Annotated in this window: 20 protein-coding genes and 1 tRNA gene; 9 read left to right on the top strand and 12 right to left on the bottom strand. The window is 72.7% G+C overall.

The features are described from left to right. Positions 1-11 precede the first annotated feature (11 nt). The gene (locus M1P99_RS01600; RefSeq protein WP_304450916.1) at positions 12-1,013 is read left to right on the top strand and encodes a threonine/serine dehydratase; all 1,002 of its coding nucleotides are present in this window, start codon (positions 12-14) and stop codon (positions 1,011-1,013) included. On the opposite strand, the gene M1P99_RS01595 is transcribed toward M1P99_RS01600, so the two are convergent. Further along, entirely contained in the window at positions 994-1,899 is a 906-nt protein-coding gene (locus M1P99_RS01595; protein ID WP_304450915.1) for a DMT family transporter, read from the bottom strand. The genes M1P99_RS01600 and M1P99_RS01595 overlap by 20 nt on opposite strands. Between M1P99_RS01595 and M1P99_RS01590 the strand changes: the two genes are divergently transcribed. Next, positions 1,898-3,334 (top strand): PLP-dependent aminotransferase family protein, encoded by a 1,437-nt coding sequence (locus M1P99_RS01590; protein ID WP_304450914.1) that lies wholly within the window; start codon positions 1,898-1,900, stop codon positions 3,332-3,334. The two genes, M1P99_RS01595 and M1P99_RS01590, sit on opposite strands and share 2 nt — an antisense overlap. Before the next feature lie 157 nt (positions 3,335-3,491). Here the strand turns inward: M1P99_RS01590 and M1P99_RS01585 are convergent, their stop codons facing one another. Further along, positions 3,492-5,825 (bottom strand): hypothetical protein, encoded by a 2,334-nt coding sequence (locus M1P99_RS01585; protein WP_304450913.1) that lies wholly within the window; start codon positions 5,823-5,825, stop codon positions 3,492-3,494. A 666-nt stretch (positions 5,826-6,491) separates the two neighbouring features. Between M1P99_RS01585 and M1P99_RS01580 the strand changes: the two genes are divergently transcribed. Then, complete coding sequence (locus M1P99_RS01580; RefSeq protein WP_304450912.1) at positions 6,492-7,454, top strand: SGNH/GDSL hydrolase family protein; 963 nt, start codon at positions 6,492-6,494, stop codon at positions 7,452-7,454. Between the two features lie 96 nt (positions 7,455-7,550). Here M1P99_RS01580 and M1P99_RS01575 read toward each other — a convergent pair whose 3' ends face one another. From M1P99_RS01575 to M1P99_RS01555, 5 genes are all read right to left on the bottom strand, one after another. Further along, a complete protein-coding gene (locus tag M1P99_RS01575; RefSeq protein WP_304455527.1) occupies positions 7,551-8,684 on the bottom strand; it encodes an EAL domain-containing protein in 1,134 nt (377 codons plus the stop codon). A 345-nt stretch (positions 8,685-9,029) separates the two neighbouring features. Next, positions 9,030-10,268, bottom strand: a complete 1,239-nt coding sequence (fabF, locus tag M1P99_RS01570) for a beta-ketoacyl-ACP synthase II (protein ID WP_304450911.1) — start codon at positions 10,266-10,268, stop codon at positions 9,030-9,032. A 169-nt stretch (positions 10,269-10,437) separates the two neighbouring features. Then, positions 10,438-10,677: an acyl carrier protein gene (locus M1P99_RS01565; RefSeq protein ID WP_053615904.1), complete on the bottom strand. Its 240-nt coding sequence runs from the start codon at positions 10,675-10,677 to the stop codon at positions 10,438-10,440. Positions 10,678-10,782: 105 nt separating this feature from the next. Then, a complete protein-coding gene (locus M1P99_RS01560; protein ID WP_304450910.1) occupies positions 10,783-11,739 on the bottom strand; it encodes a beta-ketoacyl-ACP synthase III in 957 nt (318 codons plus the stop codon). Positions 11,740-11,741: 2 nt separating this feature from the next. After that, positions 11,742-12,725 (bottom strand): ACP S-malonyltransferase, encoded by a 984-nt coding sequence (locus M1P99_RS01555; protein ID WP_304450909.1) that lies wholly within the window; start codon positions 12,723-12,725, stop codon positions 11,742-11,744. A 256-nt stretch (positions 12,726-12,981) separates the two neighbouring features. Between M1P99_RS01555 and M1P99_RS01550 the strand changes: the two genes are divergently transcribed. Together M1P99_RS01550 and M1P99_RS01545 are read left to right on the top strand one after the other, a co-directional pair. Continuing rightward, positions 12,982-14,220 carry a CdaR family transcriptional regulator gene (locus M1P99_RS01550; protein ID WP_304450908.1) on the top strand — a complete coding sequence of 413 codons (1,239 nt, stop codon included), beginning with the start codon at positions 12,982-12,984 and terminating at the stop codon, positions 14,218-14,220. A gap of 572 nt (positions 14,221-14,792) precedes the next feature. Continuing rightward, positions 14,793-15,833 (top strand): hypothetical protein, encoded by a 1,041-nt coding sequence (locus tag M1P99_RS01545; RefSeq protein WP_304450907.1) that lies wholly within the window; start codon positions 14,793-14,795, stop codon positions 15,831-15,833. Between the two features lie 99 nt (positions 15,834-15,932). Here M1P99_RS01545 and M1P99_RS01540 read toward each other — a convergent pair whose 3' ends face one another. Next, positions 15,933-17,591 carry an alkaline phosphatase D family protein gene (locus M1P99_RS01540; protein ID WP_304450906.1) on the bottom strand — a complete coding sequence of 553 codons (1,659 nt, stop codon included), beginning with the start codon at positions 17,589-17,591 and terminating at the stop codon, positions 15,933-15,935. Between the two features lie 127 nt (positions 17,592-17,718). On the opposite strand from M1P99_RS01540, the gene M1P99_RS01535 reads away from it, so the two are divergent. The 4 genes from M1P99_RS01535 (at position 17,719) to M1P99_RS01520 (ending at position 19,434) form a co-directional block, all read left to right on the top strand. Beyond that, positions 17,719-18,132, top strand: coding sequence for a secondary thiamine-phosphate synthase enzyme YjbQ (locus M1P99_RS01535; protein ID WP_304450905.1), 414 nt, complete (start codon positions 17,719-17,721; stop codon positions 18,130-18,132). A gap of 158 nt (positions 18,133-18,290) precedes the next feature. After that, positions 18,291-18,716, top strand: a complete 426-nt coding sequence (locus M1P99_RS01530) for a DUF3052 domain-containing protein (RefSeq protein WP_304450904.1) — start codon at positions 18,291-18,293, stop codon at positions 18,714-18,716. 127 nt (positions 18,717-18,843) lie between these two features. Next, positions 18,844-19,383, top strand: coding sequence for a peroxiredoxin (locus tag M1P99_RS01525; protein WP_304450903.1), 540 nt, complete (start codon positions 18,844-18,846; stop codon positions 19,381-19,383). Then, positions 19,361-19,434: transfer RNA gene (locus tag M1P99_RS01520), tRNA-Val, on the top strand. Before M1P99_RS01525 ends, M1P99_RS01520 begins: the two co-directional genes overlap by 23 nt. A gap of 98 nt (positions 19,435-19,532) precedes the next feature. Here M1P99_RS01520 and M1P99_RS01515 read toward each other — a convergent pair. The 4 genes from M1P99_RS01515 to M1P99_RS01500 all read right to left on the bottom strand — a co-directional run bounded on the left by M1P99_RS01515 (position 19,533) and on the right by M1P99_RS01500 (position 23,323). Then, positions 19,533-20,072: a hypothetical protein gene (locus M1P99_RS01515; RefSeq protein WP_304450902.1), complete on the bottom strand. Its 540-nt coding sequence runs from the start codon at positions 20,070-20,072 to the stop codon at positions 19,533-19,535. Next, positions 20,069-20,632 carry a helix-turn-helix domain-containing protein gene (locus M1P99_RS01510; protein WP_304450901.1) on the bottom strand — a complete coding sequence of 188 codons (564 nt, stop codon included), beginning with the start codon at positions 20,630-20,632 and terminating at the stop codon, positions 20,069-20,071. Before M1P99_RS01510 ends, M1P99_RS01515 begins: the two co-directional genes overlap by 4 nt. Positions 20,633-21,328: 696 nt before the next feature. Further along, complete coding sequence (locus tag M1P99_RS01505) at positions 21,329-22,048, bottom strand: DUF4386 domain-containing protein (protein WP_304450900.1); 720 nt, start codon at positions 22,046-22,048, stop codon at positions 21,329-21,331. A gap of 192 nt (positions 22,049-22,240) precedes the next feature. Then, entirely contained in the window at positions 22,241-23,323 is a 1,083-nt protein-coding gene (locus tag M1P99_RS01500; RefSeq protein WP_304450899.1) for a LacI family DNA-binding transcriptional regulator, read from the bottom strand. Positions 23,324-23,342 lie beyond the last annotated feature (19 nt).

Raw genomic sequence — 23,342 nt, 5'->3', positions numbered from 1 at the left:
GAGCGCACCCGATGACCATGGACACCACCGGTGCCGAGGACCTGAGCCTGGACCGGATCGCCGAGGCCGCCGCGACCGTGGACCCCGTCTTCCTCGGCACCCCCCAGTACGTGGACGAGCAGCTCGCCGCCGCACTCGGGCGGCCCGTACTGACCAAGGTCGAAACCCTCAACCCCCTGCGCAGCTTCAAGGGCCGTGGTGCCGACTACCTGGTCAGCGGCCTGCCCGCGGGAGAGACCGTGGTGTGCGGGTCGGGCGGAGCCAACTTCGGGCAGGCGATCGCCTACGCCGCCCGGCGCCACGGACTGAGCGCCGACGTCTTCGTCTCCGCCGACGCCTCACCCGTGAAGCTGCGCCGCATACGGACCTTCGGCGCCGACGTCCACCCCGTCGAGGGCGATCCCAAGGCCGCCGCGGAGGAGTACGCCGCCCGGGAACGCGACCGCCACTACGTGGTCGACGGCCGCGAGGCCGCGATCTCCGAGGGCGCGGGCACCATCGGTGTCGAACTCGCACGGAACGAGGACGTCGACACGCTCCTGCTCCCCGTCGGCGACGGTGCCCTGGTCACCGGGGTGGCGCGGTGGCTGCGCGCGCACCGGCCCGCCGTCCGGATCGTCGGGGTCGGTGCCGCGGCGGCACCTGCCATGGCGCACAGCTGGCGCGAGGGCCGTGCCGTGCCCATGGAGCGGCGCAGCGCCTTCGCCGCCGGGATCGCCGTCAGCGCGCCGGTGCCCGAGGCGGTGCGCCGGGTCCGCGCCCTGGTGGACGACATGCTGTTGGTCGAGGACCGGGAGCTGGCGGAGGCCATGCACCTGGCCGCCCGCACCCTCGGCGTCCTGCCCGAACCCGCCGCCGTGGCCGGCCTGGCCGCGCTCACCGCGCACGACGTCCCCGGCGACCTGGTGGCCACCGTGCTGACCGGGGCCAACGCCGACCTGGACGTCTACGCCGAGCTGGGCGCCGCCCCGGCCGACCTCGTGTCCGGAGGTGTCAGCGGGCCCGCTGAGTGACCACCACGCACGTGAGCACCACGGCCGCCGTCAGCGGCGCGGCGGCGGTCAGGTGCTCGCCGAGCAGCAGGACCGCCCACACCAGCGTCAACAGGGGTTGGGCCAGTTGGAGCTGGCTGGCCCGCACCACGCCGATCAGGCCCATCCCGCCGTACCAGACCACGAATCCGCCGAACTGGCTGACCAGGGCCAGGTAGGCCAGACCCGCCAGGGCCGTGGTGGTGATGTGCGCGGGTTCCAGGGCGAGCGCGAGGACCGACAGGGGCGCCGTCAACGGCAGGGCGAGCAGCAGGGCCCACGAGATCACCTTCCGGCCCGGCAGGAGGCCCGCGAGCCGCCCGCCCTCGGCGTACCCGGCGGCGGCGCCGGCCAGGGCCAGGAACAGGTACAGGTCCCCCGGTCCGGGAGCTCCGCCGGTGCGCAGGAGGGTGAAGCCGACGACGGCGAGGGCGCCGGTGACCGCCGCCGCCCAGAACAGGGGCGAGTGGCGCGCTCCCGTGCGGACCGAGGCGTAGGAGGCCGTGGCGAGCGGCAGTGCGCCGATGACCACGGCGGCGTTCCCGGCCGAGGTGGTCTGCAGAGCCAGGGCCGTGAACAGGGGGAAGGCGATCACGCACCCGGCGGCGACCACGAACAGGGCCGGGAGGTGGCGGCGCGGGGGGACCAGGTCCGAGGGCGTCCCCCGTTCGGCGTACAGCAGGGCGGCGGCGGCCAGACCCGCCAGCGCGCAGCGCAGGGCCGTCGACGTCCACGGGCCGAAGCCCTCCAGCGACCACAGGGTCGCGGGGAAGGTGAAGGAGAACGCCAGGACGCCCAGAGCCGCCAGCAGGGTTCCGCTACGCACCGCTACCCGGCCAGGGACAGTAGCGCTATTCTCTAGTCTCATGAAGAAGAGTAGCAGTGTGGCCGATCTCCGGGACCGACTGCGCCGCGAGTTTGACCGCTACTCCCCAGGCGAGAAGCTCCCCTCCAGTCGGGACCTGGTCGAGCGGTACGGGGTCAGCCCGGTCACGGTCTCGCGCGCGATCGCCCGGCTCGCGGCCGAGGGGTTCCTCGTCACCCGACCCGGCGCCGGCTCCTTCCGTGCCTCCCGCCACCGGCCGCCCCGCCTGGAGGACACCTCCTGGCAGGAGGTCGCCCTGAGCGCCGAGGCGGCCCCGGACGGCCCCCGGCGCACCGTCGACGACTCCGGCGTGCTGGCCACCCTCGCCGCGCCGCTGCCCGGCGTGATCGGCCTGCACGGCGGCTACCCGCACGCCGACCTGCGCCCCGAACGGGCGCTCACCGCGGCACTGGTCGGGGCGGCGCGCCGGCCGGGTGCGTGGGACCTGCCGCCGGTCGAAGGGCTGGCCGAGCTGCGCGGCTGGTTCGCCGCGGAGATCGGCGGCCCCTCCGGACCCCTGACCGCCGCCGACGTCCTGGTCACCGGTGGCGGCCAGAGCTCCCTGACCACGGCCCTGCGCGCCCTCGCGCCCCCGGGCGCATCGGTCCTGGTGGAGTCGCCCACCTACCCGGGCCTGTTGGCCGCCGCACGCGCCTGCGGGGTCCGCCCGGTCCCCGTGCCGGTGGACGCCGACGGACTGCGCACCGGACTGCTGGCGGACGCCTTCGCCGCCACCGGGGCACGCCTGCTCGTGTGCCAGCCGCTCTTCCACAACCCGACCGGCGCCGTGCTCGCCCCCGAGCGGCGCCGGGAGGTACTGGGCATCGCCCGGGAGGCGGGGGCCTTCGTCGTGGAGGACGACTTCGCCCGCCGCCTCGCCCACACCGACGCCGGGCCCCTCCCGCCCACCCTGGCCTCGCAGGACGACCACGGCACGGTCGTGCACGTGTGCTCACTGACCAAGGCCACGTCACCGAACCTGCGGGTGGGGGCGCTCAGCGCCCGCGGGCCCGTCCTGCGCCGGTTGCGCGCCCTGCAGGTGGTGGACAGCTTCTTCGTTCCGCGACCGCTCCAGGAGGCCACTCTGGAGCTCGTCGGTGCCCCGGCCTGGCCGCGGCACCTGCGCGCCATGGCCGCCGGTCTGACCGAGCGGCGCGTCGCCATGGCCGAGGCCCTGGTGCGCGATCTGCCCTGGCTGGAGCAGCCGGTCTCCCGGCGCGGCGGCTACCACCTGTGGCTGCGCCTGCCCGAGGGGGTCGAGGAGGCCGCGGCCGTGGCGGGGGCGCTGCGCGAGGGCGTGGCGGTGGCGCCGGGGCGGGCCTACTTCGCGGCCGAGTCCCCAGCACCGTACGTGCGGCTCTCCTTCGCGGGGACCTCCGGTGCCCGCGAGGTCACCGAGGGCGTACGCCGCCTGGCGCGCGCCCTGGACGGGGAGTGACCGGAGCGCCCGTGCTCCGGTCGGCCACCGGCGACCGGAGCACGGCCGCTTCCGGCGGCCCGGCCTGACCACGAGCGGCACGGCGTGAAGGGCGCTTCGAGTGAACCGGGCGGGGTCGGCGGGCGTGCCCTGGTTCCGAACCCCCGGTGGGGCGCGGTCAGCGGGTGGCGAACAGGCCCGCGCGCAGCTCCCCGGCGATGTCGTGGTCCCCGCGTGCCTCCAGCAGGTCCACCAGCGAGCGAGGGTCGGCCATGGAGTCGTCGTCGCTGTCGGTGATCCGGCGGGAGAGGATCCGCAGGGCGTCCTCGGTGGAGGCCGGGGCCGTGTACCCGCTCAGGTGCAGGGCCCGCGCCGCGGGAGCGTAGTTGCTCAGGTCGGTGGCCGGGAGCTTGCGGGCGTCGAGGCGGTCACCGGCCACGGTGATGAACATGCGGTCGCCCGGCTGGGCCGCCTGGCGGCGCAGCAGCGGCCGCAGCGAGTCGAAGGCCGGCTGGTCGCGCCACACCAGCACGAGCAGGTCCGCGCCCGGGGCGGTCAGGCACAGCAGGCGCCCGGGCTGCAGGCCCAGATGGGTGGCGTAGCCGTTGGGGACTGCCACCGGGGCGCCGTTGAGGTGGTCGGCGGTGATGTCGATGCGGTGCCACCAGCGTCCGTCCGGGGCGCGGAAGCAGCGGGTGGCCATGGCCGGGTCGCTGGCGCCGCGGAGCGGGTACTGGGTGTGCGCGGCGGGGGGTGCGAAAGGCGCCTGGGCCGGAGGAGCGTGGTGCGGTGCCGGAACGTGCACCGGGTCCGGGCCGTGCTCGTAGGCCGCGTAGCCCCGGTCGTACTCCGGTCTGTCCTGGTACCCGTGCCGCTCGTCCGCGGCGGGCTCGCCCGACGCGGGGTAGGGCAGGTCGGGGCGGCGCCGTATGGGCAGCCCGTTCTCCGTGGTCGTCCCGGCGTCCTCGGGCGCGATGTGACCGGGATGGGCGCCGGCGGGCGCCTCGATGGGTACGGAGGGGTCCACGTGTACCTGGCCGTCCCGCAGGCTCACGCCGGGTGTGCTCAGCAGCCACGCGCGCAGCTCCTGCTGGCGGATGCCGATCCGGCCCAGCCGGATGCCGGCGTCGGTCAGGCTGGGGGAGTCGCTCATGAGCTCGCGGGTCTGCCAGCGCAGGGTGGCGGGGTCGTCCGCGATCAGCCAGCCGTTGTGCATCCGGCGGTCGGTGAAGAGCGTGATGACCACGCGCCACAGCGGGGTGTTGAGGGTGGGCACGTCCACGGGGTGGTCGGCGTGGGCGTTGATCAGCCGGTCGATGGTCGTCGCCGCCCCCAGCTGCTCGGAGAGGTCGCGCAGGTGTTTGGTGATGGTCGCGCCCTCGGGGGAGTTGAGCCAGCGCAGCAGGCGCTCCTCCACGCGGCGCTGGGCCGCGCGTATCTCGGTGACGTCGACCGCGATCTGCTCCGACAGGACGCGGATGCTGATCGGATCGGTGGCGAAGAGCCGTTCGGCGGCGACCGTGCGTTCCAGGTCGGGCCAGGACCGGAACATCTCCTCCAACAGGTCCACCAGCGGGTGCTCGCCCAGGGCGGGCCCGCAGGGCCGTTCCTCGGTGTGGTCCGGACGCATGGCCTTGGGCGGTCCGAAGCTGGGGCGGCGCAGGGTCCGCCCGGGGCCCAGCAGCGAACTGCGGAACTGCGAGCGCAGGTCGCCGACGGTGTCGGCGGGCGCGGGGGCGGCGGCCTCCTCCAGGGCCGAGCCCGGGATCATCGCGGCCGAGCTGACCATGCCGTCGGCGACACCGGACGGGGGCTCGGCGGCGGGCGCCGCGGCGGCCTGGTCGCCGTCGACCTCCTCCGCGCGCTGGGCGCGCAGGGCCCTGAGCGTGCGGATGGCGCGTGTGGCGGGGGACTGGGGCGGGGCGGGCGAGCCCGGTCCGGTCTCCTGCCCGGAGGCGCCGGTGGCGGCGTCGAGGTACTCCAGCGCGCTGCGCACGTGGTCGGGGGCGGAGTCGGGCATCCAGTTGGCGATGGTCCGCACCGCCTCCAGCATCAGGGCGGGGGAGGGGGTCGGTCCGCCGGGAAGCTCACAGCAGGGCTGGAGGGCCCGCCAGGCCACCGTGCTGACGACGTCGACGGCCGCGCAGCCCGAGAGCGACCATTCGAGGATCTCCTGGGGGGAGGCGGAGATGAGGTGTTCCCAGTCCCCGGCGGTGGCGGTGACCGCGCCGCGGACGGGCTCGGAGAGGTCGGAGCAGTCCACAGGCTGCGTGCGCAGGCTCGGGAGGAACTCGGCCAGGGGCACGTGTGACCACTGTTCCATCGCCAGGCGCGCGATGCCGTGGGCGAGCCACGGCGGGCCGGCGATGTCGAGTACGCGGGCGACGGGCAGCGAGTGCCACCAGCCGTCGATCAACCGGTCGTGGTGGAGCAGGGGTGCCACGTCCGGCGACTTCGACCACCGCAGGGCGGGAGCAAGGTCGACGAGGCAGATCGGAGAGACGGCGTTCATCCGCTGGGGACCTCGACCTCCTGGTGCTGCACGTGAATTCGGGAGGAACCGCACGGGCCTTCGGTTCGGTGCACCACAGTACGCGCCCCTGGGTCGGGAGGGGGACCGGTCCGCCGGAGGGGGTGCCGAGCCTTGGCACGGCGGGCCGGGGAGCAGGGGAGCCGTGAGCACTTGTCCGTGATCGTACGTGCCCGGGGGCCACATGGGTACCCCCAGGACGAGCAGGTGCGCCGCGACCACTCCGTCACCGGCCCGAGTGATCTCCGTGACACGGGCCTTTCCTCGTGAAGCCCCCGCATTCTATGTGACCTACGTCATAGTGGATCTTTGCCCGATCGGCTGACATACCGGTGTGATTGACTGCGGCGCCGGTCGTGTCAACCTGAGGCGAGGTGACACACCGGGTTGTCGAGGGCCCGGCCACAGGCGGCCAGGAGGGGTCCGATTGGCCCCTATTCCGGCACTCCGACGCCGGTCGCGGGTATGCTGGTCGGGCACTGTCCTCGCCCGAACGTCCTTCGGCCGGGTGGCCGTTCCGCGGCCGACCAGGGGTCGACGGTGTTCGGACACGGGTCGGCGTCCCACCGCGGCCCGTACCAGGATTCCGTTCCCGCGCACCCTCGGCGCTCGTCGGCGTGGGACGGCCGAGCCGGATGATTGGTTGACGTGACAGACCTAGAGACGAATCCCCCAGCGGCCGCGCGCGCGAACAGACCGGACACCATCCGGTCCTTCGTCGCGATCGGCGACAGCATCACCGAAGGGATGGAGGACGACAGCGGTCCGGGGGGCGAGTACCGCGGGTTCGCGGACCGGCTCGCCGAGCACCTGGGCTCGGACGTCCCGGACTTCCGTTACGCCAACCTCGGCGTACGCGGTCGCCGTATGGCCCACATCTTCGGTGAGCAGCTGGAGCAGACCGTCGCGTGGCGCCCCGACCTCGTCACCGTCCTGGCCGGCGGCAACGACGTCCTGCGGCCCGGCAACGACCTCGACAAGCTCGCCGAGCAGTTCGAGGCGGGCATCCGGCTCCTGTGCGAGGCGGGCATCCGGGTTGTGATCATCTCCGGCCACGACACCGGCTGGATCCCGGTCCTGCGCTACTACCGCGGCCGCATCGCCGTGTTCAGCATGCACATGCGGGCCGTCGCCGAGCGCACCGGTACCGAGATCGTCGACATGTGGGCGCTCAACGCCCTCACCGACCCCCGGGCCTGGAGCGAGGACCGCCTGCACCTCAACGGCGCCGGCCACCAGATCGTCGCCGCCAGGATCGCCGACCTCCTCGGCGTTCCCATGGGACCGCGCGAGTCCTGGACCGACCCCTGGAGCACCCCGCCCCAGCAGCTGCCCGCCATCCTGCGCCGCCGGGAGAACCGGCGCTGGGCGCGCAAGTACGGTGTCCCCTGGCTGCGCCGCCGCCTCATGGGGCGCTCCTCGGGCGACGGCCGTCTGCCCAGGCGCCCCGAACTCGACTACCTGCACGACGAGGCCACCCGCGCCGAGATGACCCGTGCCCAGCAACAGAGGCGGGAGGGGGAACCGCACTACAACGGGTACGCGCCCGCCGACGGTTCCGCCGCCACCAGCAGCCCCTCGGGCACCAGGGGCCCCGGGCCCCAGCGCTGACCCCGAAAGCGTGTTCGGCGGGTACACGCCCTGCTCCAACACCGCCCCGGCCCCGGCGAGGGTACGGGGCGCCGTCCTGTCCGGGGCCGGTCCCGCTCAGCTGAGGGAGAGCGACCGCACCAAATCGGACACGTGCACCACGCCGAACACCTGGGCGTAGGAGTTGGTCACGATGAGGTCGTCGTAGACGCGTTCGTTGTCCTGGCCGGCCACCCGCAGCGCCGCGATCGCCGACATCCACGCCGGAACCGTGCGGGGTGCCTCGGCCATCCGCAGCGCCGGACGCTTGGCGTGCAGCGCGTGGCCGTACCGGCCCGTCACCGAGAGCAGGAACCGCGTCCGGTCGATCACGCCCAGGGGGCGGTCCCGGTGGTCGATGAGGATGACGCTGTTGAGCGCGGGGTCGTCGGTGAAGGCCGTGAGCACCTGGTCGGCCGTGGAGTCGGCGTCCAGGCCCACCGGGGGAACCATGTACTCCGTCACCGGGGGACCGGTGTCCTGCCCGTCCCCCTGCCCCTCCGTGGCCGGTTCCGGGACCGGGGCGACGCGCTCGCCCGGCCGCCAGGTCTCGTCCGCGAAGAACGGGCCCGTGGCCACGCGCAGGCCGCAGCGCCGCAGCCGCACGACCTCCTCGGCCGTGGACACCCCGGAGGCCATCGCGAACACGCCGCTGCCCCGGCCGATGCGCGCCAGACCCTCCACCACGGTCACGTGGCGCTGGTCGGTGGCCAGCCCCGACACGATCTGGGGATCGATGCGCACCAGGAAGGGCGTCGCGTCGATCATGAGGTCGGGCCGGACCATCGCCGTGCCGAACCCGCACCGGAACCCGGCCGCCCGCAGCCGGGCCACCCCGGACACCACCGTCTGGCGGTCGAGCTCGGCCAGGTCGGCACTGAGCATGAAGGTGACGTCGCGCGGACGCCGGCCCGCCCGCCGCATCCGGGACTCCACGGCCGTCACGAACGTGTCGCCGCCCGACAGCGTGCGCGCGGGCAGCGGCAGCACGAGCGGCAGCAGGCTCTCCGTCCCGGCCGAGTCGTGGACCAGCGCCAGGAGCCACTCGGCCACGGCCTCGCACTCCTGCCCGGTCACCGCGGCGAAGCCGCCCCGGGCGGTGGGCGGCGGGGGAGCGACGGTCTCGATGGCCACCACGGAGCCCGAGTCCAGGTCCACGATGGGCAGGTAGCGGGGACCCGAGCCCGGACGCCGGTGCGTCGCGACAGGCAGGGGCGCCGTGGTCGTCGTGGGTGCGTGATGGGAAGTCAGGGGAGACACGGATCCATGGTGACTCCGCACCGGGCCGGCCTGAAAGACCTGTTCTCGGGTGTTCAGCTCACCTTCACGGCGCGTTCCTCGGTGGATCGGCCCCGCGTCGCCGACGCGGGCCAGGAGGGTGACGGGTGTCACGGTACCCGCAGATCATACCGGTTCGTCCTGTTCACGACGATTCCTGGGCGGTCACACGGCTCGTGTCGGCCACGCGGCGCCACCCCCGGTGGAAGAGCCCCAGACGCCGCCGGCGGGCACCGCCGATCATGGCGGCACCCGCCGGGGTGCGGTGCGGACGCGGGGTCAGACGCGTTGGAACACCAGAGCGATGTTGTGACCGCCGAACCCGAAGGACTCGTTGATCGCCGCCACGTCGCCGGTGGGCATGTCCCGGGGCTTGTCGCGGACGATGTCCACCACCACGTCGGGGTCCAGCTCGTGGATGTTGATCGTCGGCGGGATCCGGCCCTCGTGCAGGGCCAGGACCGTGGCGATCGACTCCACCGCGCCCGCGCCGCCCAGCAGGTGGCCGGTCATGGACTTGGTGGAGGTCACCGCCACGCGGTCGGCGTCGGCGTCGCCCAGGGCGGTGCGGATCGCACGTGTCTCACCGACGTCGCCGGCCGGGGTGGACGTGGCGTGCGCGTTGACGTGCACGATGTCGCTCGTCCGGAGGTCGGCGTCGGTCAGGGCCTCGGTGATGGCGCGCGCCTGGCCGGTGCCCTCGGGGTCGGGCTGGACGATGTCGTAGGCGTCGTTGGTGTAACCGACACCGGCGGCGCGGGCGTACACCCGGGCGCCGCGGCGGGCCGCGTGCTCGGCCGACTCCAGGACCACGATGCCGGCGCCCTCGCCCATGACGAAGCCGTCACGGTCCTTGTCCCAGGGACGGGAGGCGGTCTGCGGGTCGTCGTTGCGCGTGGACAGCGCGCGCATCGAGGCGAAGGAGGCGATGTTGAGCGGGTGGATGGCCGCCTCGGTGCCGCCGGCGATGACGATGTCGGCGCGCCCGGCGCGGATCATGTCGACACCGTTGGCGATGGCCTCGGCGCTGGAGGCGCAGGCGCTGACGGGGGCGTGCGCCCCGGCCCGGGCGGTGAACTCCAGGCTGACCGCGGCCGCGGGGCTGTTGGGCATGAGCATGGGCACGGTGAACGGGGAGACCCGCTTCCAGCCCTTCTCACGGAAGGTGTCGTACTGCTCGAGGATGGTGAGGATGCCACCGATCCCGCTGGAGACGACCACGCCGAGGCGCAGCGGGTCGATCTCGGGAGTGCCGGCGTCGGCCCAGGCCTCCTGGGCCGCGATCAGGGCGAACTGCTGGGTCCGGTCGAGCCGGCGCAGGCGCGGACGCGGCAGCTTCTCCGAGGGCTCCTGGGCGATGCGCCCGGCGAAGTGCACGGGGAGCTTCTCGTGCCAGGACTCGTCCAGCATGGAGATGCCGGAGCGGCCGTCGAGGAGCGCGGACCATGTGGTCGCGACGTCACCCCCGAGGGGGGTGGTGGCGCCGAGGCCGGTGATGACGACATCGGTCTTGGACATGATCCGATCGCCCTTCTCGTGGATCGTTCCCGGTTGCGGATCCGGAAGACGTGTGCGGATGGTGCTGGGTTCGGTCGGGGCGCCGCGGGAGCCGTCGCCGTGGTGGGCCGTCTCGCACGCGGGCGGGGCCGCCGGTGCCGGTGGGGGGGCTCCGGCGGCCCGGGCGCGCCTACTTCTGGATGAAGGTGATGACGTCCTGGACCGTCTTGAGGTCCTTGAGCTGGTCGTCGGGGATCTCCACGCCGAACTTGTCCTGGGCGGCGATGGCGATCTCCACCATGGACAGCGAGTCGATGTCGAGGTCGTCGACGAAGCTTTTCTCCGGGCTGACCTCGGAGGCGTCGGTACCGACGATCTCCTCGATGATCTCGCCGAGGCCGCTCAGGATCTCCTGCTCGGTGTGAGCCATGTCGTGATTCTCCTTGTTCGCTGATTCTGTGTCTGGTTCGAGGTCACCGTGCGACGACGGGTCGGACCGTCTCGCGCGGGACACCTCAGGTCCGTGCGGTGCGGGTCAGGGGATACGGATCACCTGTGCGGCATAGACCAGCCCCGCGCCGAAGCCCAGGGTGAGGACGGTGCTCCCCGACGGCAGCTCCCCGCGTTCCACCATGCGCGAGAGCGCGAGCGGAACGGACGCGGAGGAGGTGTTGCCAGCGGTGACGATATCGCGCGCCACGAGTGCCTGTGGCGCCCCCAGCTTGCGGGCGATGGACTCCACGATGCGCAGATTCGCCTGGTGGGGAACGAACGCGGTGAGCTCGGAGGGGTCCACCCCGGCCCTGTCCAGGGCCTCCAGGGCGACCTCGTACAGCTCCGTGGTGGTCCAGCGGAAGACCGCCTGGCCCTCCTGGTAGAGGTACTTGTGGTCGCGCAGGTAGATCTTGTCGGCGCGCTCCCCGGAGGAGCCCCACACCACCGGCCCCACACCGTGCTCCTCGGAGGCCGAGACCACCGCGGCGCCGGCGCCGTCGGCGAAGATCACGCAGGTGGAGCGGTCGTCCCAGTCCACCCAGTCGCTGAGCTTCTCCGACCCGATCACCAGCACGTTGCGCGCGCTGCCGCCGCGGACCGAGTCCGAGGCGATGGCCAGCGCGTAGCAGAAGCCCGCGCAGGCGGCGTTGACGTCGAAGGCGCCCGGGGCGACGATGCCCAGCTTGGCGGCGACCGAGGCGGCCGCGTTGGGGATCTGGTCCTGCGCGGTGCAGGTGGCCACGATCACCAGGTCGATGTCCTCGGGGGCCAGCCCGCCGGCCGCCAGCGCCTTGCCGCCGGCCACCACGGCCATGCTCTCGACGGTGTCGCCCGGTCCCGCGATGCGGCGCTCCTGGATGCCCACGCGGCTCTGGATCCACTCGTCGGTGGTGTCCACGCGGGCCGTCAGGTCGGCGTTGGTGACGACCTGGGCCGGCTGGTAGTCGCCGAAGGCGACGATCGCCGCGCCCGGGGGAGTGCTCGGGGAGCTGAACATGGTCAACCTTCCTGGGCGGGGCTCGCGTGGGGGGTGGTACCCGCGTGCTCCTTGATGAGGGCGGCGGCGCGGTCGAGGTCGTCGGGCGTCTTCACCGCGAGGAGGTCGACGCCGCGCAGCGCGCGCTTGGCCAGGCCGGTCAGCGTGCCGGCCGGCGTGAGTTCGATGAGGCCGGTCACACCCAGGTCGGCGAGCGTCTTCGTGCAGGCGTCCCACCGCACGGGAGAGGAGATCTGGGTGACCAGGCGCTCCAGGTAGTCCGCTCCCCCGCTGACGACCGCGCCGTCGGCGTTGGAGAGCAGCCGCACCGTGGGATCGGAGGTGGTCAGGTGGGCCGCGCCCGCCCGGACCCGCTCCACGGCCGGGGCCATGTGCTCGGTGTGGAAGGCGCCCGCGACCGACAGCGAGCGCAGGCGGGCCCGTCCCGGCGGGTTCTCGGCGAACGCCGCGAGCTGCTCGGTGGTGCCGGCGGCCACGATCTGCCCGGAACCGTTGTCGTTGGCGGGAGTGAGGCCGGCGGCCTCGATCCCGGCCAGGACCTCCTCGCGGTCACCGCCCAGGACCGCAGTCATGCCGGTCTCGGTGCGGGCCGCGGCGTCGGCCATGCCCCGCCCGCGCTCGGCGACCAGGGCCAGCGCGTCGTGCGGGGACAGGACGCCGGCGATGGCGGCGGCGGTGAACTCACCGACGCTGTGGCCCGCCACGGCGTCCACGACGGAGGGATCCGCCGGCAGCGCCGGACCGGGGTGGGACGCGGGCCCGAGCATGGCGGAGGCCGCGACGAGGCCGGCGCTGACCAGCAGGGGCTGGGCGACGGCGGTGTCGCGGATCTCGTCCGCGTCCGCGGTCGTGCCGAAGCGCACGAGGTCGAGCCCGGTCACCTCGGACCACGCGGCGAACTGTTCGGCGACGCCGGGCAGCTCGAGCCACGGGGTGAGGAATCCGGGAACCTGGGCACCTTGGCCGGGAGCAACGATTACAAGCACGACATCAACCTTGCCCTGTAGGAGTTCACCAGTTGGATGGGGAGAGACACGAAGTTCGGTCGACGTCGTTTGTAGACTCCCGACAAAACGCGTCCGATCCCGCTGCGGCCAGCCCAAAAGCGGTGGGACTGGTCACCTTTCGACGCTACGCGCACCGCTGGAAAGCCGGTGGAACCGGGCCCGCGACCCCTTCGGCGCGACCGTCCGGGCGAGGGCGGTCCGACCGCCGGTCCGGCGGGGATGCGAACCTAGTGGTGTGAACACCGAATCCCACCCGACACCGGACGAGGGCCCCACGGAACAGGATGCCACGGACCAGGACCGCGTCCGGGCCGAGACCGTACGCCGCCTGGAGCGCTCGATGGGCACCATCGGCACGGCCGCCGTGGCGCGCATGGAGGAGCGGCTGGGCTGGTTCCGCCGGATGTCGGCCGAGGACCGGTCATGGATCGGCCTGGTCGCGCAGTCGGGCGTGGCCGCCTTCGTCGACTGGTTCCGCAACCCGGTGCGGGGACGCCCGGCGATCACCGTGGAGGTGTTCGGCACCGCGCCGCGGGAGCTGACCCGCTCGGTCTCCCTCCAGCAGACCGTCGACATGATCCGCGTGGTCATCGACGTGGTCGAGGTCCAGGTGGAGGAGTTGGCCGCGCCGGGTGGAGCCCAGCAGTTGCGCGAGGCCGTGCTGCGCTACACACGCGAGGTGGCCTTCAGCTCCGCGAAGGTCTACGCGCGCGCCGCCGAGGCGCGGGGGGCGTGGGACGCCCGGCTGGAGGCGCTGATCGTCGACGCCCTCCTGCACGGGGACCGGGAGGAGGGCCTGCAGACCTGGGGATCGGCCCTGGGGTGGTCGCACACCCCTGTCATCGCGGTGGCGGGCGACGCGGGCGAGGAGGGCGGCACCAAGGTCCTCGACGACATCCGCGCGGCCGCGCGGCGCCTGGGCCACGACGTGCTCGCGGGACGGCAGGGCCGGCGCGTGGTGGTCGTCGTCGGGGTGGGGGACCGCTACGCGGCCGACGAGCTTCCCGTGGCCGCCGCCGAGCCCCTGTCCGGGCTGTTCGGCCCCGGTCCGGTGGTCGTGGGGCCGGCCGTACCCGACCTGCGCGCGGCCGGCGCCTCGGCGCGGGCCGCGGTCAACGGCCTGCGCGCCGCGGTCGCCTGGCCCGACGCTCCGCGCCCGGTCCTCGCCGACGACCTGCTGCCCGAGCGGGCCCTGCGGGGCGACACCGACGCTCGGCGCCAACTGGTGGAGGAGGTCTACGTCCCGTTGCAGGGCGCGGGCTCCCCCCTGCTGGACACGCTCTCGGTCTACCTGGAGCACGCCTCCTCGCTGGAGGCCACGGCGCGCATGCTGTTCGTCCACCCCAACACCGTGCGCTACCGGCTCAGCCGCATCGGCGAGCTCACCGGACGCATCCCCTCCGACGGCCGGGGTTCGTTCGTGCTGCGGGTGGCGGTCGCCCTGGGCCGGCTCGCCGAGCACGGCGAGGACTGAGCGGCGGGGCTCGGCCGCGGGGCCGGGGCGGTGGGGAGTGAGTAGTGGGGGCCGGGTGGCGGTGATCGACCGTATCCGGTCAGTTCGTCTGGGTTTTTACGGTGGTTTCACGACTGTGGGGTACGACTGTGACTAGGGCGTGTGCGGTGGATGCCGCCCGTCGCGAGCGGCGCATCCAGTGGTGCTCTCACAGGGCCGAAGGGTGAGACAGGTGGTTCCCCTGTCGACCGATGAGAACGCGGTGAGAGTGCCGCTGGGGCGACGCGCAGCGGGGCGGGTATCCGCCGCACACGCCCTGGCGGAGTGTCTCAGGCGCACGCGAAGCTGGTAGCGGCTCCGGGGCGGGCGCGGCCCGCTCCGGTTCACACGGCCGGAAACGAATTGGACGTGACTGCCCGTGTGTGCCCGGGGACCACACGATTAGGGATAGCTTTGACATGGGCGGGTCGCAGCCGCGAGCCCCGGCGGGGACATTCCCCGCCCGGTGGCCGGCGCCCCGTCCCGTCTCGACGTTCTTGGGGGGTCACGCAGTGGTCGAGCGACCGAGGAAGAGGTTCCGGATACCGGCACCGGTGACCGACTTCGTTCTCCAGCCCACGCAGGAGGGCGAGCTGCGCAGACGGGTGCTCTTCTGGGTTCCCGCTCCGCTGCCGGTGCTCGGTGTGGTCGCCATCGCGGTCGGCGGCACGCTGGCCGCCGCGGGATGGACGATCCTGCTGGCGGCGTGCGTGGGGGTCGGGTCCCTGCTCCTGGCGACGGTGGTCCAGCCCACGCCCCTGCCCGAGGGGCTCACGCCGCAGGTCTCGGCCCGGCGCTCCCTGCACCGCTTCCGCCAGTTCACCAACCTGCGGGTGGTCCTGGCCCTGGTCCCCGTCGTCGTCGGCGCGATGGCCTCGATCATGGGCGGCGGCCTCTACCCGCTGCTGGCCTGCCTGGTCCTGGCCTGGCCGCAGCTGCTCCTGGCCCTGCCCACCTTCTTCACCATCACCCGCGCACGGCGCGCCATGGAGGCGTGGGGGACCACCGCCTACCTCTGGCACGCGCTGTCGCGTCCGGCCAGGGTGACCTGGCCGGTGGTCACACCGATGGCCCGGCTCTGGCGCGAGTGGCGCAAGGACCGCGAGCGCCTCGTGCGCGCCCGCACGGCCGAGGACCGGCGCCAGCGGGACCGGGACCAGGAGTGGAAGCGGGTCGTGGACGAGGAGAGCCGCGACGCGGAGGGCGACGCGTCGCCCTCCTCCGACCTCGAGCCCACCCGCCCGGTCCGCCCGCTGCCCGGGCACCGGTCCGCGGACCACGAGCGCACGGACGTCGTCCCGCACCTGGGTGACCGGCAGGACGGGGACCGCCAGGACTCCGACCGGACCGACCAGGAGGAGACGGACCTGCTGCCGCACCTGGGCGCCGCCCAGGAGACCGACCCGACGCGCGTCATGCCGCACCTGGACGGCGCCGACGCCGAGAACGCCGACCCCGCGCCCCCGGGCGGCCGTTCGTCCGTGCACCGCGCGGCCCTGCAGTTCCTGGAGCGGGGCAGCGACCTGGGCATGGCCGTCCGCCGTCGGCGGCGCGGCGCCCCGTCCACGCGTCGTCCGCGCTCCCACAAGCCGTAACGGCACCTCTCGTACCGACGCCACCGCGTGCGGGCTCCCCATCGGGGGCCCGCACGCGGCGTCCGGGCCTGCGCGGCGTGTGCGGTCCGGACCGGCGGTTCAGACCGGGGTCCGGCTCTGCACCCTGGGCAGGGCGTCCGGGCCCCCGTCGGGGTGGTGGTACCAGAGCGCCTCGGCCGAGCGCCCCTCGAAGGACACCTCGCCGATGGTGTTGCCGAAGTAGGGCGGTCCCTCCAGGCTCCAGCGCAGGCCGCTCCCCGGGACGCCGGTCATCCGCGTCAGCACCCGTCCCGCCAGACGGAACGGCCAGCTGATGGACAGCCGTGCCAGACGCCGCAGGTTGACCGGAAGCTGGTTGCACAGCGGTGAGGACACCAGCTGGGTGACCCGGGCGGCGCCCTCCGGCCCGCCCAGGCCCCTGGCCCGCGCGAGGTAGGAGAAGTGGACGTCGCCGCTGAGCAGCAGCACGGTGGCGGGAGTCGGACCGCGTTCGCCCCGGGCGAGCTCCCCGACGCCCGTGGCCAGGCGGCGCAGCGAGTACTGGAAGGCGCCCCAGTGCTCCAGGTCGAGCGCCTGGCGCAGCCGCTCGGCCGGGCCCCGGGCGGCCCGTCCCCAGGCCCCCGCGCACACGGCCTCGTTCCAGGCCTCCAGGTACTGCACGGCCGGGGGCAGCAGGACGGGCACCGTCGAGGCCACGACCACGTGGTCGGGTCCGCCCGCGAGCTGCTCGTCGAGCCATGCGTGCCCCTCGGGCCCCAGGATCGAGCGTGAGCCGTCCTCGAGCGCGTCCTCGCCCAGGGCACGGGCACAGCGGGTGTCGGCCATGAGGATCCGAACCGGCCCCACGTCGTGCCGGTGGCTCCAGCGGTAGGAGGAGGGGTCGTCGTGGGCGCGCCGGGCCAGGTCGTCGACCGCCTCGGCGGCGTCGCCGCGCGCTTCCCGCACGCGGGCCCAGAGCGGGTCCTTGTCGCGTTCGGCGGGGGAGAGATTGCCCACGTGCTGATAGACCCAGTAGGCGCCCAGGCCGTTGGTCACCCGGGCCCGCCACCACGGCCGGGAGTCCATGGCGCCGCGCCAGGCGGCCGAGGTGTTCCAGTCGTCGCGCACGTCGTGGTCGTCGAACACCATCAGCGTGGGCACGGTGGACAGCAGCCAGCGCACCTGGGGGTCGCTCCAGGCCTGCCGGTACAGCTCGGCGTACTCGTCGTAGTGGACGACCTCGTCGGCGGGCGCGCCGTCGTCGGGGAGCGCGCTCCTGCTCTGGGAGAGGAAGGCGCGCATGGGCTCCTGGATCTCGTCGGCGTAGACCTGGTCGCCGATGAGCAGGAGCAGCAGGTTGCCGTCGACCGAATCGTCGACCAGGCGGCGCGCGGTCGCGCGGAGCATGTCGGGGCCGTACCGGACGACGCCCTCGGGCGCGTCGCCGGTGGGCGTGCGGCAGGAGCCGTAGAGCAGGCGTGTGGGCGCCTGGGGGTCGACCGTGCGCACGACGCTGGGAGGGAAGGCGCTGTGGGGCTCTGGCCAGACCCGGTCGTCGTCGAGGTAGACCTCGTAGGGGAGGGCCGCGCCGGGCGGCAGGCCCTCGATTTCGCACACGGCGTAGTGGTGGCCGTGGACGGTGAAGGTCCCGGCCGACGCGGTGACGTCCCCGTCGACGCGGATCCGCACGTGGCAGGGGGCGTCCGTCTCCACCCACACCGTCGCGGCGGTCTCACCCACGTGACGGAGCAGGGGGCCCAAACGTAACGACACGGTCACCGTTTCCCCTCCTTTCGTCCGGGTTCACGGCTGTCGGGGTCGAGTATGGACCCTGCGGGCGCACTCCGCCATCCGATCGCGGGCCAGCATGGTTGCACGAGCGCTCCGGCTGCGCGAAGGTGTCGCTATGCGGACACAGATCCTTGAGCTGCACACCGGCGGATCGGAGAGCATCACCGACATCACGCGGGAGTGCGGCGACTTCGTCTCCGAGTCCGGAGGAGGAGACGGTCTCCTCAACGTGTTCGTCCCGCACGCGACCGCGGGCGTGGCGATCATCGAACTCGGGGCGGGGTCGGACGACGACCTGCTCGCCTCCCTGGACGACCTGCTGCCGGCGGACGACCGCTGGCGCCACCAGCACGGATCCAGGGGACACGGCCGGTCGCACGTGATGCCGGCCTTCGTCGCCCCGCAGACCACCGTTCCCGTCCTGGGCGGAAGGCTCGAACTGGGAACATGGCAGTCCATCGCCGTGGTCGATCTGAACGTGGACAACCCCGAGCGCAGGGTACGGCTGTCGTACCTGTCGTCGGCATGATCGGCAGCGCGTTGACGGCACATGCCAGTAGCGTGTGAACTAGGCCATCAGCGATGGTGAAGAACACGAGCGACGGGGACCGCGAGGACCCGGCATCGTTGTGACAACTGCTTCGTGCAGGCAAGATTGAGAAAAACCATCTGTGGAGGAGAACTTTCGTGAGCGCGACCGCGGGCCAGGCACAAAGCGAACGCGGCTTGGCTGACCGACTCGGATTCAAGCCGGGTCAGGTGGTGCAGGAATTCGGTTTCGACGATGACGTCGACGAGGGACTGCGCGCATCCATCGCCGAACTCACGGGCGAGGCGCTGGTCGACGAGGATTTCGACGGTGACGTCGATGCGGCACTGCTGTGGTGGCGGTCGGACGAGGAGGAGGACCTGGCCGACGCGCTGATGGACACCGTGACGCTCATCGCCGACGGGGGCACCATCCTGGTGCTGACCCCGAAGGCGGGACGTGAGCTGCACGTGTCCCCCAACGACGTCGCCGAGGCGGCCAACACGTCGGGTCTGTCGCAGACCAGCGCTGTGAGCATTGGATCGGAGTGGTCGGGTACGCGCCTGGTCGTTCCCAAGCGGTGACGGGCACCACCCGCACAGGGTGAGGCATCCGGTGCCGCGCGTCCGACCACGGGACGCGCGGCGCTGAGGGGCGTCCGTCGAACGACGGCCGCCGTCAACGGCCTGCCCCGACGAACACGGACCGAGGATGACCCACCCGATCCCCGAGGGCGCCACCGCGCCCGACTTCTCGCTGCGCGACCAGCACGGAAGCCCCGCCGTCCTCTCGGAGCTGCGCGGCGGCCCGGTGCTGCTCGTCTTCTACCCGCTGGCCTTCTCCGGGGTCTGCGCGGGCGAACTGGCCGATCTGCGACGGCACCACGCGGAGTTCGCCGCCCTGGGCACCACGGTCCTGGCGGTGTCGGTGGACTCGGTGTTCTCGCTGCGGACCTGGTCCGACGCCGAGGACTTCCCCTTCCGGCTGCTGTCGGACTTCTGGCCGCACGGACGTGTGGCGCAGGACTACGGGGTCTTCGACGCCGACCGCGGCGTCGCCCGCCGCGGCACCTTCCTGGTCGGCCCCGAGGGGACCGTGCGCTGGAGCGTGCTCACCGGCGCGGCCGAGCCGCGCGACGTGCGCGCGTACCTCGCCCGGTCCCGTGCCCTGGCGGAGGAAACCGGGACGCGCCGACCGCCGCGAGACGGTATGATCATCCGCGACGCAGGGGCGCGTAGCTCAGCTGGTTAGAGCAATTGCCTTACAAGCAATAGGTCAGGGGTTCGAGTCCCTTCGCGCCCACCCCACTCCGGAACGACCCTGCTCGCGCGTGACCGCGCTCGCCGGGTCGTTCCGTCGTTTCTTCTGGGGGAACGCGGGATTGCTCCGGCGTGACGGTCTCACCTGTAACGCATCGCGGCTTCTGCTCGCTTGGTGAAGTCGGCGGGAGAGATGATGCCTCGCCCCTTCCACCCCTTCGGGCGCCCCAGGACGAGCAGGTCGCTGTCGTTGCTGACGATCAGAGATGCATCGGCGAAGGCGGCCACATCGAGGATGAGATTGTCCTCGGGGTCCTCGCAGTCATGCTGCGTCCGCGGGACGTCGCTGTAGTAGCCACCTCCGGACAGCTCAGCCAGGTCGCAGATGAGATCGATATAGGTGTCCGCATCCGATTCCGCCCACCCCGTGTCGATCAGCTTGTGGTCGACCATGGCAAGGATGTGCTCACTGACTTCCAAGGCATACCCCCGTCCCAGGACCCCTCCGTCACGGATGACTCCAAGGACGTGCAGGCTTGGGTGCACCCGCCGGGGAGGAAGTGACGGTATGCCGTCGAACCCCAGCGGGTCCCCGAGGACCTCCAGGTTGTTGCCACTCACAGCGTCGATATAGACGTTGGCGTCCAGTACGACACCGAGCAGGGAGCCTCCATCGTTCACCTACTCCGGCTCCTCGTCCTGCGACGTACCCGTTCCAGAGAGGCTTCTTTCTGCTCGGCAGTGGCTGCACGCCAGCTCTCCTTCGCCCCATCACTGGCTGAGGTTCCCTGGTCGGAGGAGGCCATCGACTGAGCAACGTGGTCGAGCCCGGTGTCAACACTGTCGGCGAGTCGCGTTCGACGCTCCGCCAGCGCGAGCACGTCCGCCGTCTGCAGCCGCCAGTGCGTGCCCACACGTGTTGCGGGCAGATCGCCGCGCTCAATGAAGCGGTACACCATGGGCCGGGACACACCCAGTAGTTCGGCCGCCTGCTGTGGGCTGAGCATCACATCGTGGCTGATGACGGAGACGCGCTGGCCGTTCGCCCTGGCAAGGGCGATCGCCAGAAGGGCCCGCAGCTCGTCTCTGTCGAGTCGGTACTCCACTCCGCCAGGCAGTCTCAGCATCACCCGTGCCGTGTCGCTGAGGATCTCGCTGACGGCTGTTCGAGCGGCTTCTCTCTGCTCTTCCGAAGCTGGCGGAGCGATCTCCTCCACCACTCTGTTCAGTGTTGCGGCCATGTCATCCTCCTCATCAACTGTAATAAGTGTAACCTCCTGACGGCGTCGGTGTACAAGGATCGGTAGAGGTCTCGCGCTTAGGTACAGGCCAAGAGCGGTCACGTCCCCTGGAGGAGAGCAACTTTCGCGCGGCTGCGTCCTTGCCGGTCATCGTGGTACTTGGCCGATGCCGGGCGGCCCTCGAGTGCTGGCGGCCCGCTGGCCGGGATGAATGAGCCGCCGAAGGCGGCAGGACACCAACCCAGCGGACGTCGGCACGCGCATCTGTGAGGAGAGGGCGGGAGGATGGCGCTCACCGTCTGCCGGGTGGTACCGAAGCGTTCTCCTGGCTCGCAGACGTTCGACTGGTAGGCGGCGATCAGCTCGTCGATCTCCCGGGGCTTGAGTCGCTTCGCGGTGCCCGGCTTCTTCGCGGGCTTCCTGGGCTCGGGGAGGGGCGTTGTCGCTGTGGGCAGCTCACGAAGGACGGCTTCGAGCTTGGCGGCGAGCCATGCAGGGTTGTAGTTGGCTTGCCCCGCGCCCACCCCACTCCGGAACGACCCTGCTCGCGCGTGACCGCGCTCGCCGGGTCGTTCCGTCGTTTCTTCGGGGGCGGCCCCAGGCGCCCGGTGTGGGGCTTCGCCCCCCCCAGGTTGCAGTCGGCTCGCCCAGGGGCCACTCGATCCCCGGTTCTTGCCCTGTGCGAACAGGTGCCCGTCAGGGCTTGTGGGAGCGGTTCTCCGGGGTGGGGGAGGCCATGTCGACCCGCTCCGGGGGAGCCGTGCCCGGGCGCACGCCCCGGACCAGCAGGTAGGCGATCATCCACAGTTCGCCGATCGCCGCCGGGACCAGGAGGACGTTCGTCACCGCGGTGGCGTCCGGCGCGAGGTGGCCGGCGAAGGAGTTGAGCACGTAGCCGGCTCCGCCCGCCATCACGAACCAGCCGAGCGGCCGGGGCATCCACCGGGAGCGGTGGGCGAGCCAGCCCATCGGCAGGAGCCACAGGCCGAAGAACAACGCCGCCACGGCCCACATGTGCTCGCTCATGACGTACATGAGCTGCACGGTGGCGGCGGCTCCTCCCGCCGCGTCGAAGGCGACGGCGTTCGCGGTGCCCAGGAGGCCGGCGCTGACGAGGATCATGGTCGCGTTGACCAGGCCGAAGGCCGCTACGGCTCCGGCGGCGAAGCCGTCCACGGAGCGGAAGAGCCGGTAGAACAGCACCGCGACGAGTGCCTGGGTGAGGGAGACGCCGATCTCCAGGGCGACGACGCCCCGGGCGGTCGCCTGATGGGCCAGGAGGTTGGCGAGGGTGGCGGAGGGGTCTCCGGCCACGTAGAGGCCGGGGCGGAGCACCAGGGAGCCGATGACCGCGGTCAGGGCCAGGCCCAGGTAGGCCAGCCCGGTGAGCCGGGCGGTGCGGACCGAGGGGGCCATCGCTCGTCACCGTCCTCTGGATGTCTGTGACGCGAAGCGGATCCGGGTGTGCGGCGGTGTGCCGCCGCGGCGCGCGATGTAAAGCATCTTTGACATACCAGGGAATGTAAAACAAGCATGACTCCATGTCAATGATTCTCTACATCGGGGCCCTGGCTCGGGGCGGCACGACCTGTGCGGTCCCGCCGGGGATCAGCGGGTCCGCGTGCGGCGCCCCTCCGTGCCGTCCGGGCCGGAGGCCGCGGGGCCCGTGGACGCTCGCACGACCAGGCGCGGTGCCAGGACCTCGTGGCGGTCCCCGGTGCGCCCGCCCATCCGCTCCAGCAGCAGGCGCACGGCGAGCCGCCCCATCACCAGTCGGGGCTGGTCCACGCTGGTCAGGCGGGGCCGCACGGTCTCGGCGAGGGCGGTGTTGTCGTAGCCGACCACGGACAGCTCCTCCGGGACGGGCACCCCCGAGGCGTGGGCCTGGTCCAGCAGCGCCAGGGCGGCCAGGTCGTTGACGGCCAGGACCGCGCTCGGCCGGGCCGATTCCAGCAGCTCCGCCGCCGCCCGCGCGCGCTGCTGGGGGTCGTCGCCGATCGGGCGCACCACCGTCCGGCCTCCCAGGCCGAGTTCGCGCATGGTGGCGCGGTAGCCCTCATCCCGTGCGCGCGAGGCCGGGCGCCCGGTGCCGGCCAGGTGGGCGACGCGCTCGTGGCCCAGCTCCGCCAGGTGCAGGACGGCGGCCCGGGCGCCGGCCTCGTCGTCGTTGGCGACGGTGTCCACCCCGGGGGAGAAGGTGGTGGGGCGCCCCACCATCACCACGGGTGCGCGCTTGGCGGCCTCGGTCAGCGCGGCCGGGTCCAGCCAGGAGCTGATCACCACCACACCGTCCACGTTGAGCTGGAGCAGGGATTCCAGCTGCCGTCCCAGCCTGCGCCGGTCCCGCTGCCCGTGGGCCATCAGCACGGTGAAGCCCTCCGCGTCGGCGGACTCCTCCACTCCCGCCACGACCTCCGTGTGATACGGGTTGGCCAGGTCGGTGAGCAGGACGCCCAGGATCATGGTGCGGCCCTGCACGAGGCTGCGGGCGAGTGTGTTGGAGCGGTAGCCCAGGCGTTCGGCGGCCGTCAGGATGCGCTCCCGCGCCGATGCGCCGACCCTGTCGTCGCCGCGCAGTGCCAGGGACACCAGGGACTTGGACACCCCCGCCTCCGCCGCGACGTCCACGATCGTCGGTCGCCTGTCCCGCCGCCCGGTCCCGGATGCGCGGCCCGTCCGTTGTGTGCTCACCCCGTCATTGTGCCGTGCC

This window comes from Nocardiopsis sp. YSL2, from assembly GCF_030555055.1.
In the GTDB taxonomy this organism is placed as follows: Bacteria; Actinomycetota; Actinomycetes; order Streptosporangiales; family Streptosporangiaceae; genus Nocardiopsis.
The sequence above is the reverse complement of the archived record's forward strand: the minus strand, read 5'-3'. Positions and strand labels throughout refer to the sequence as shown.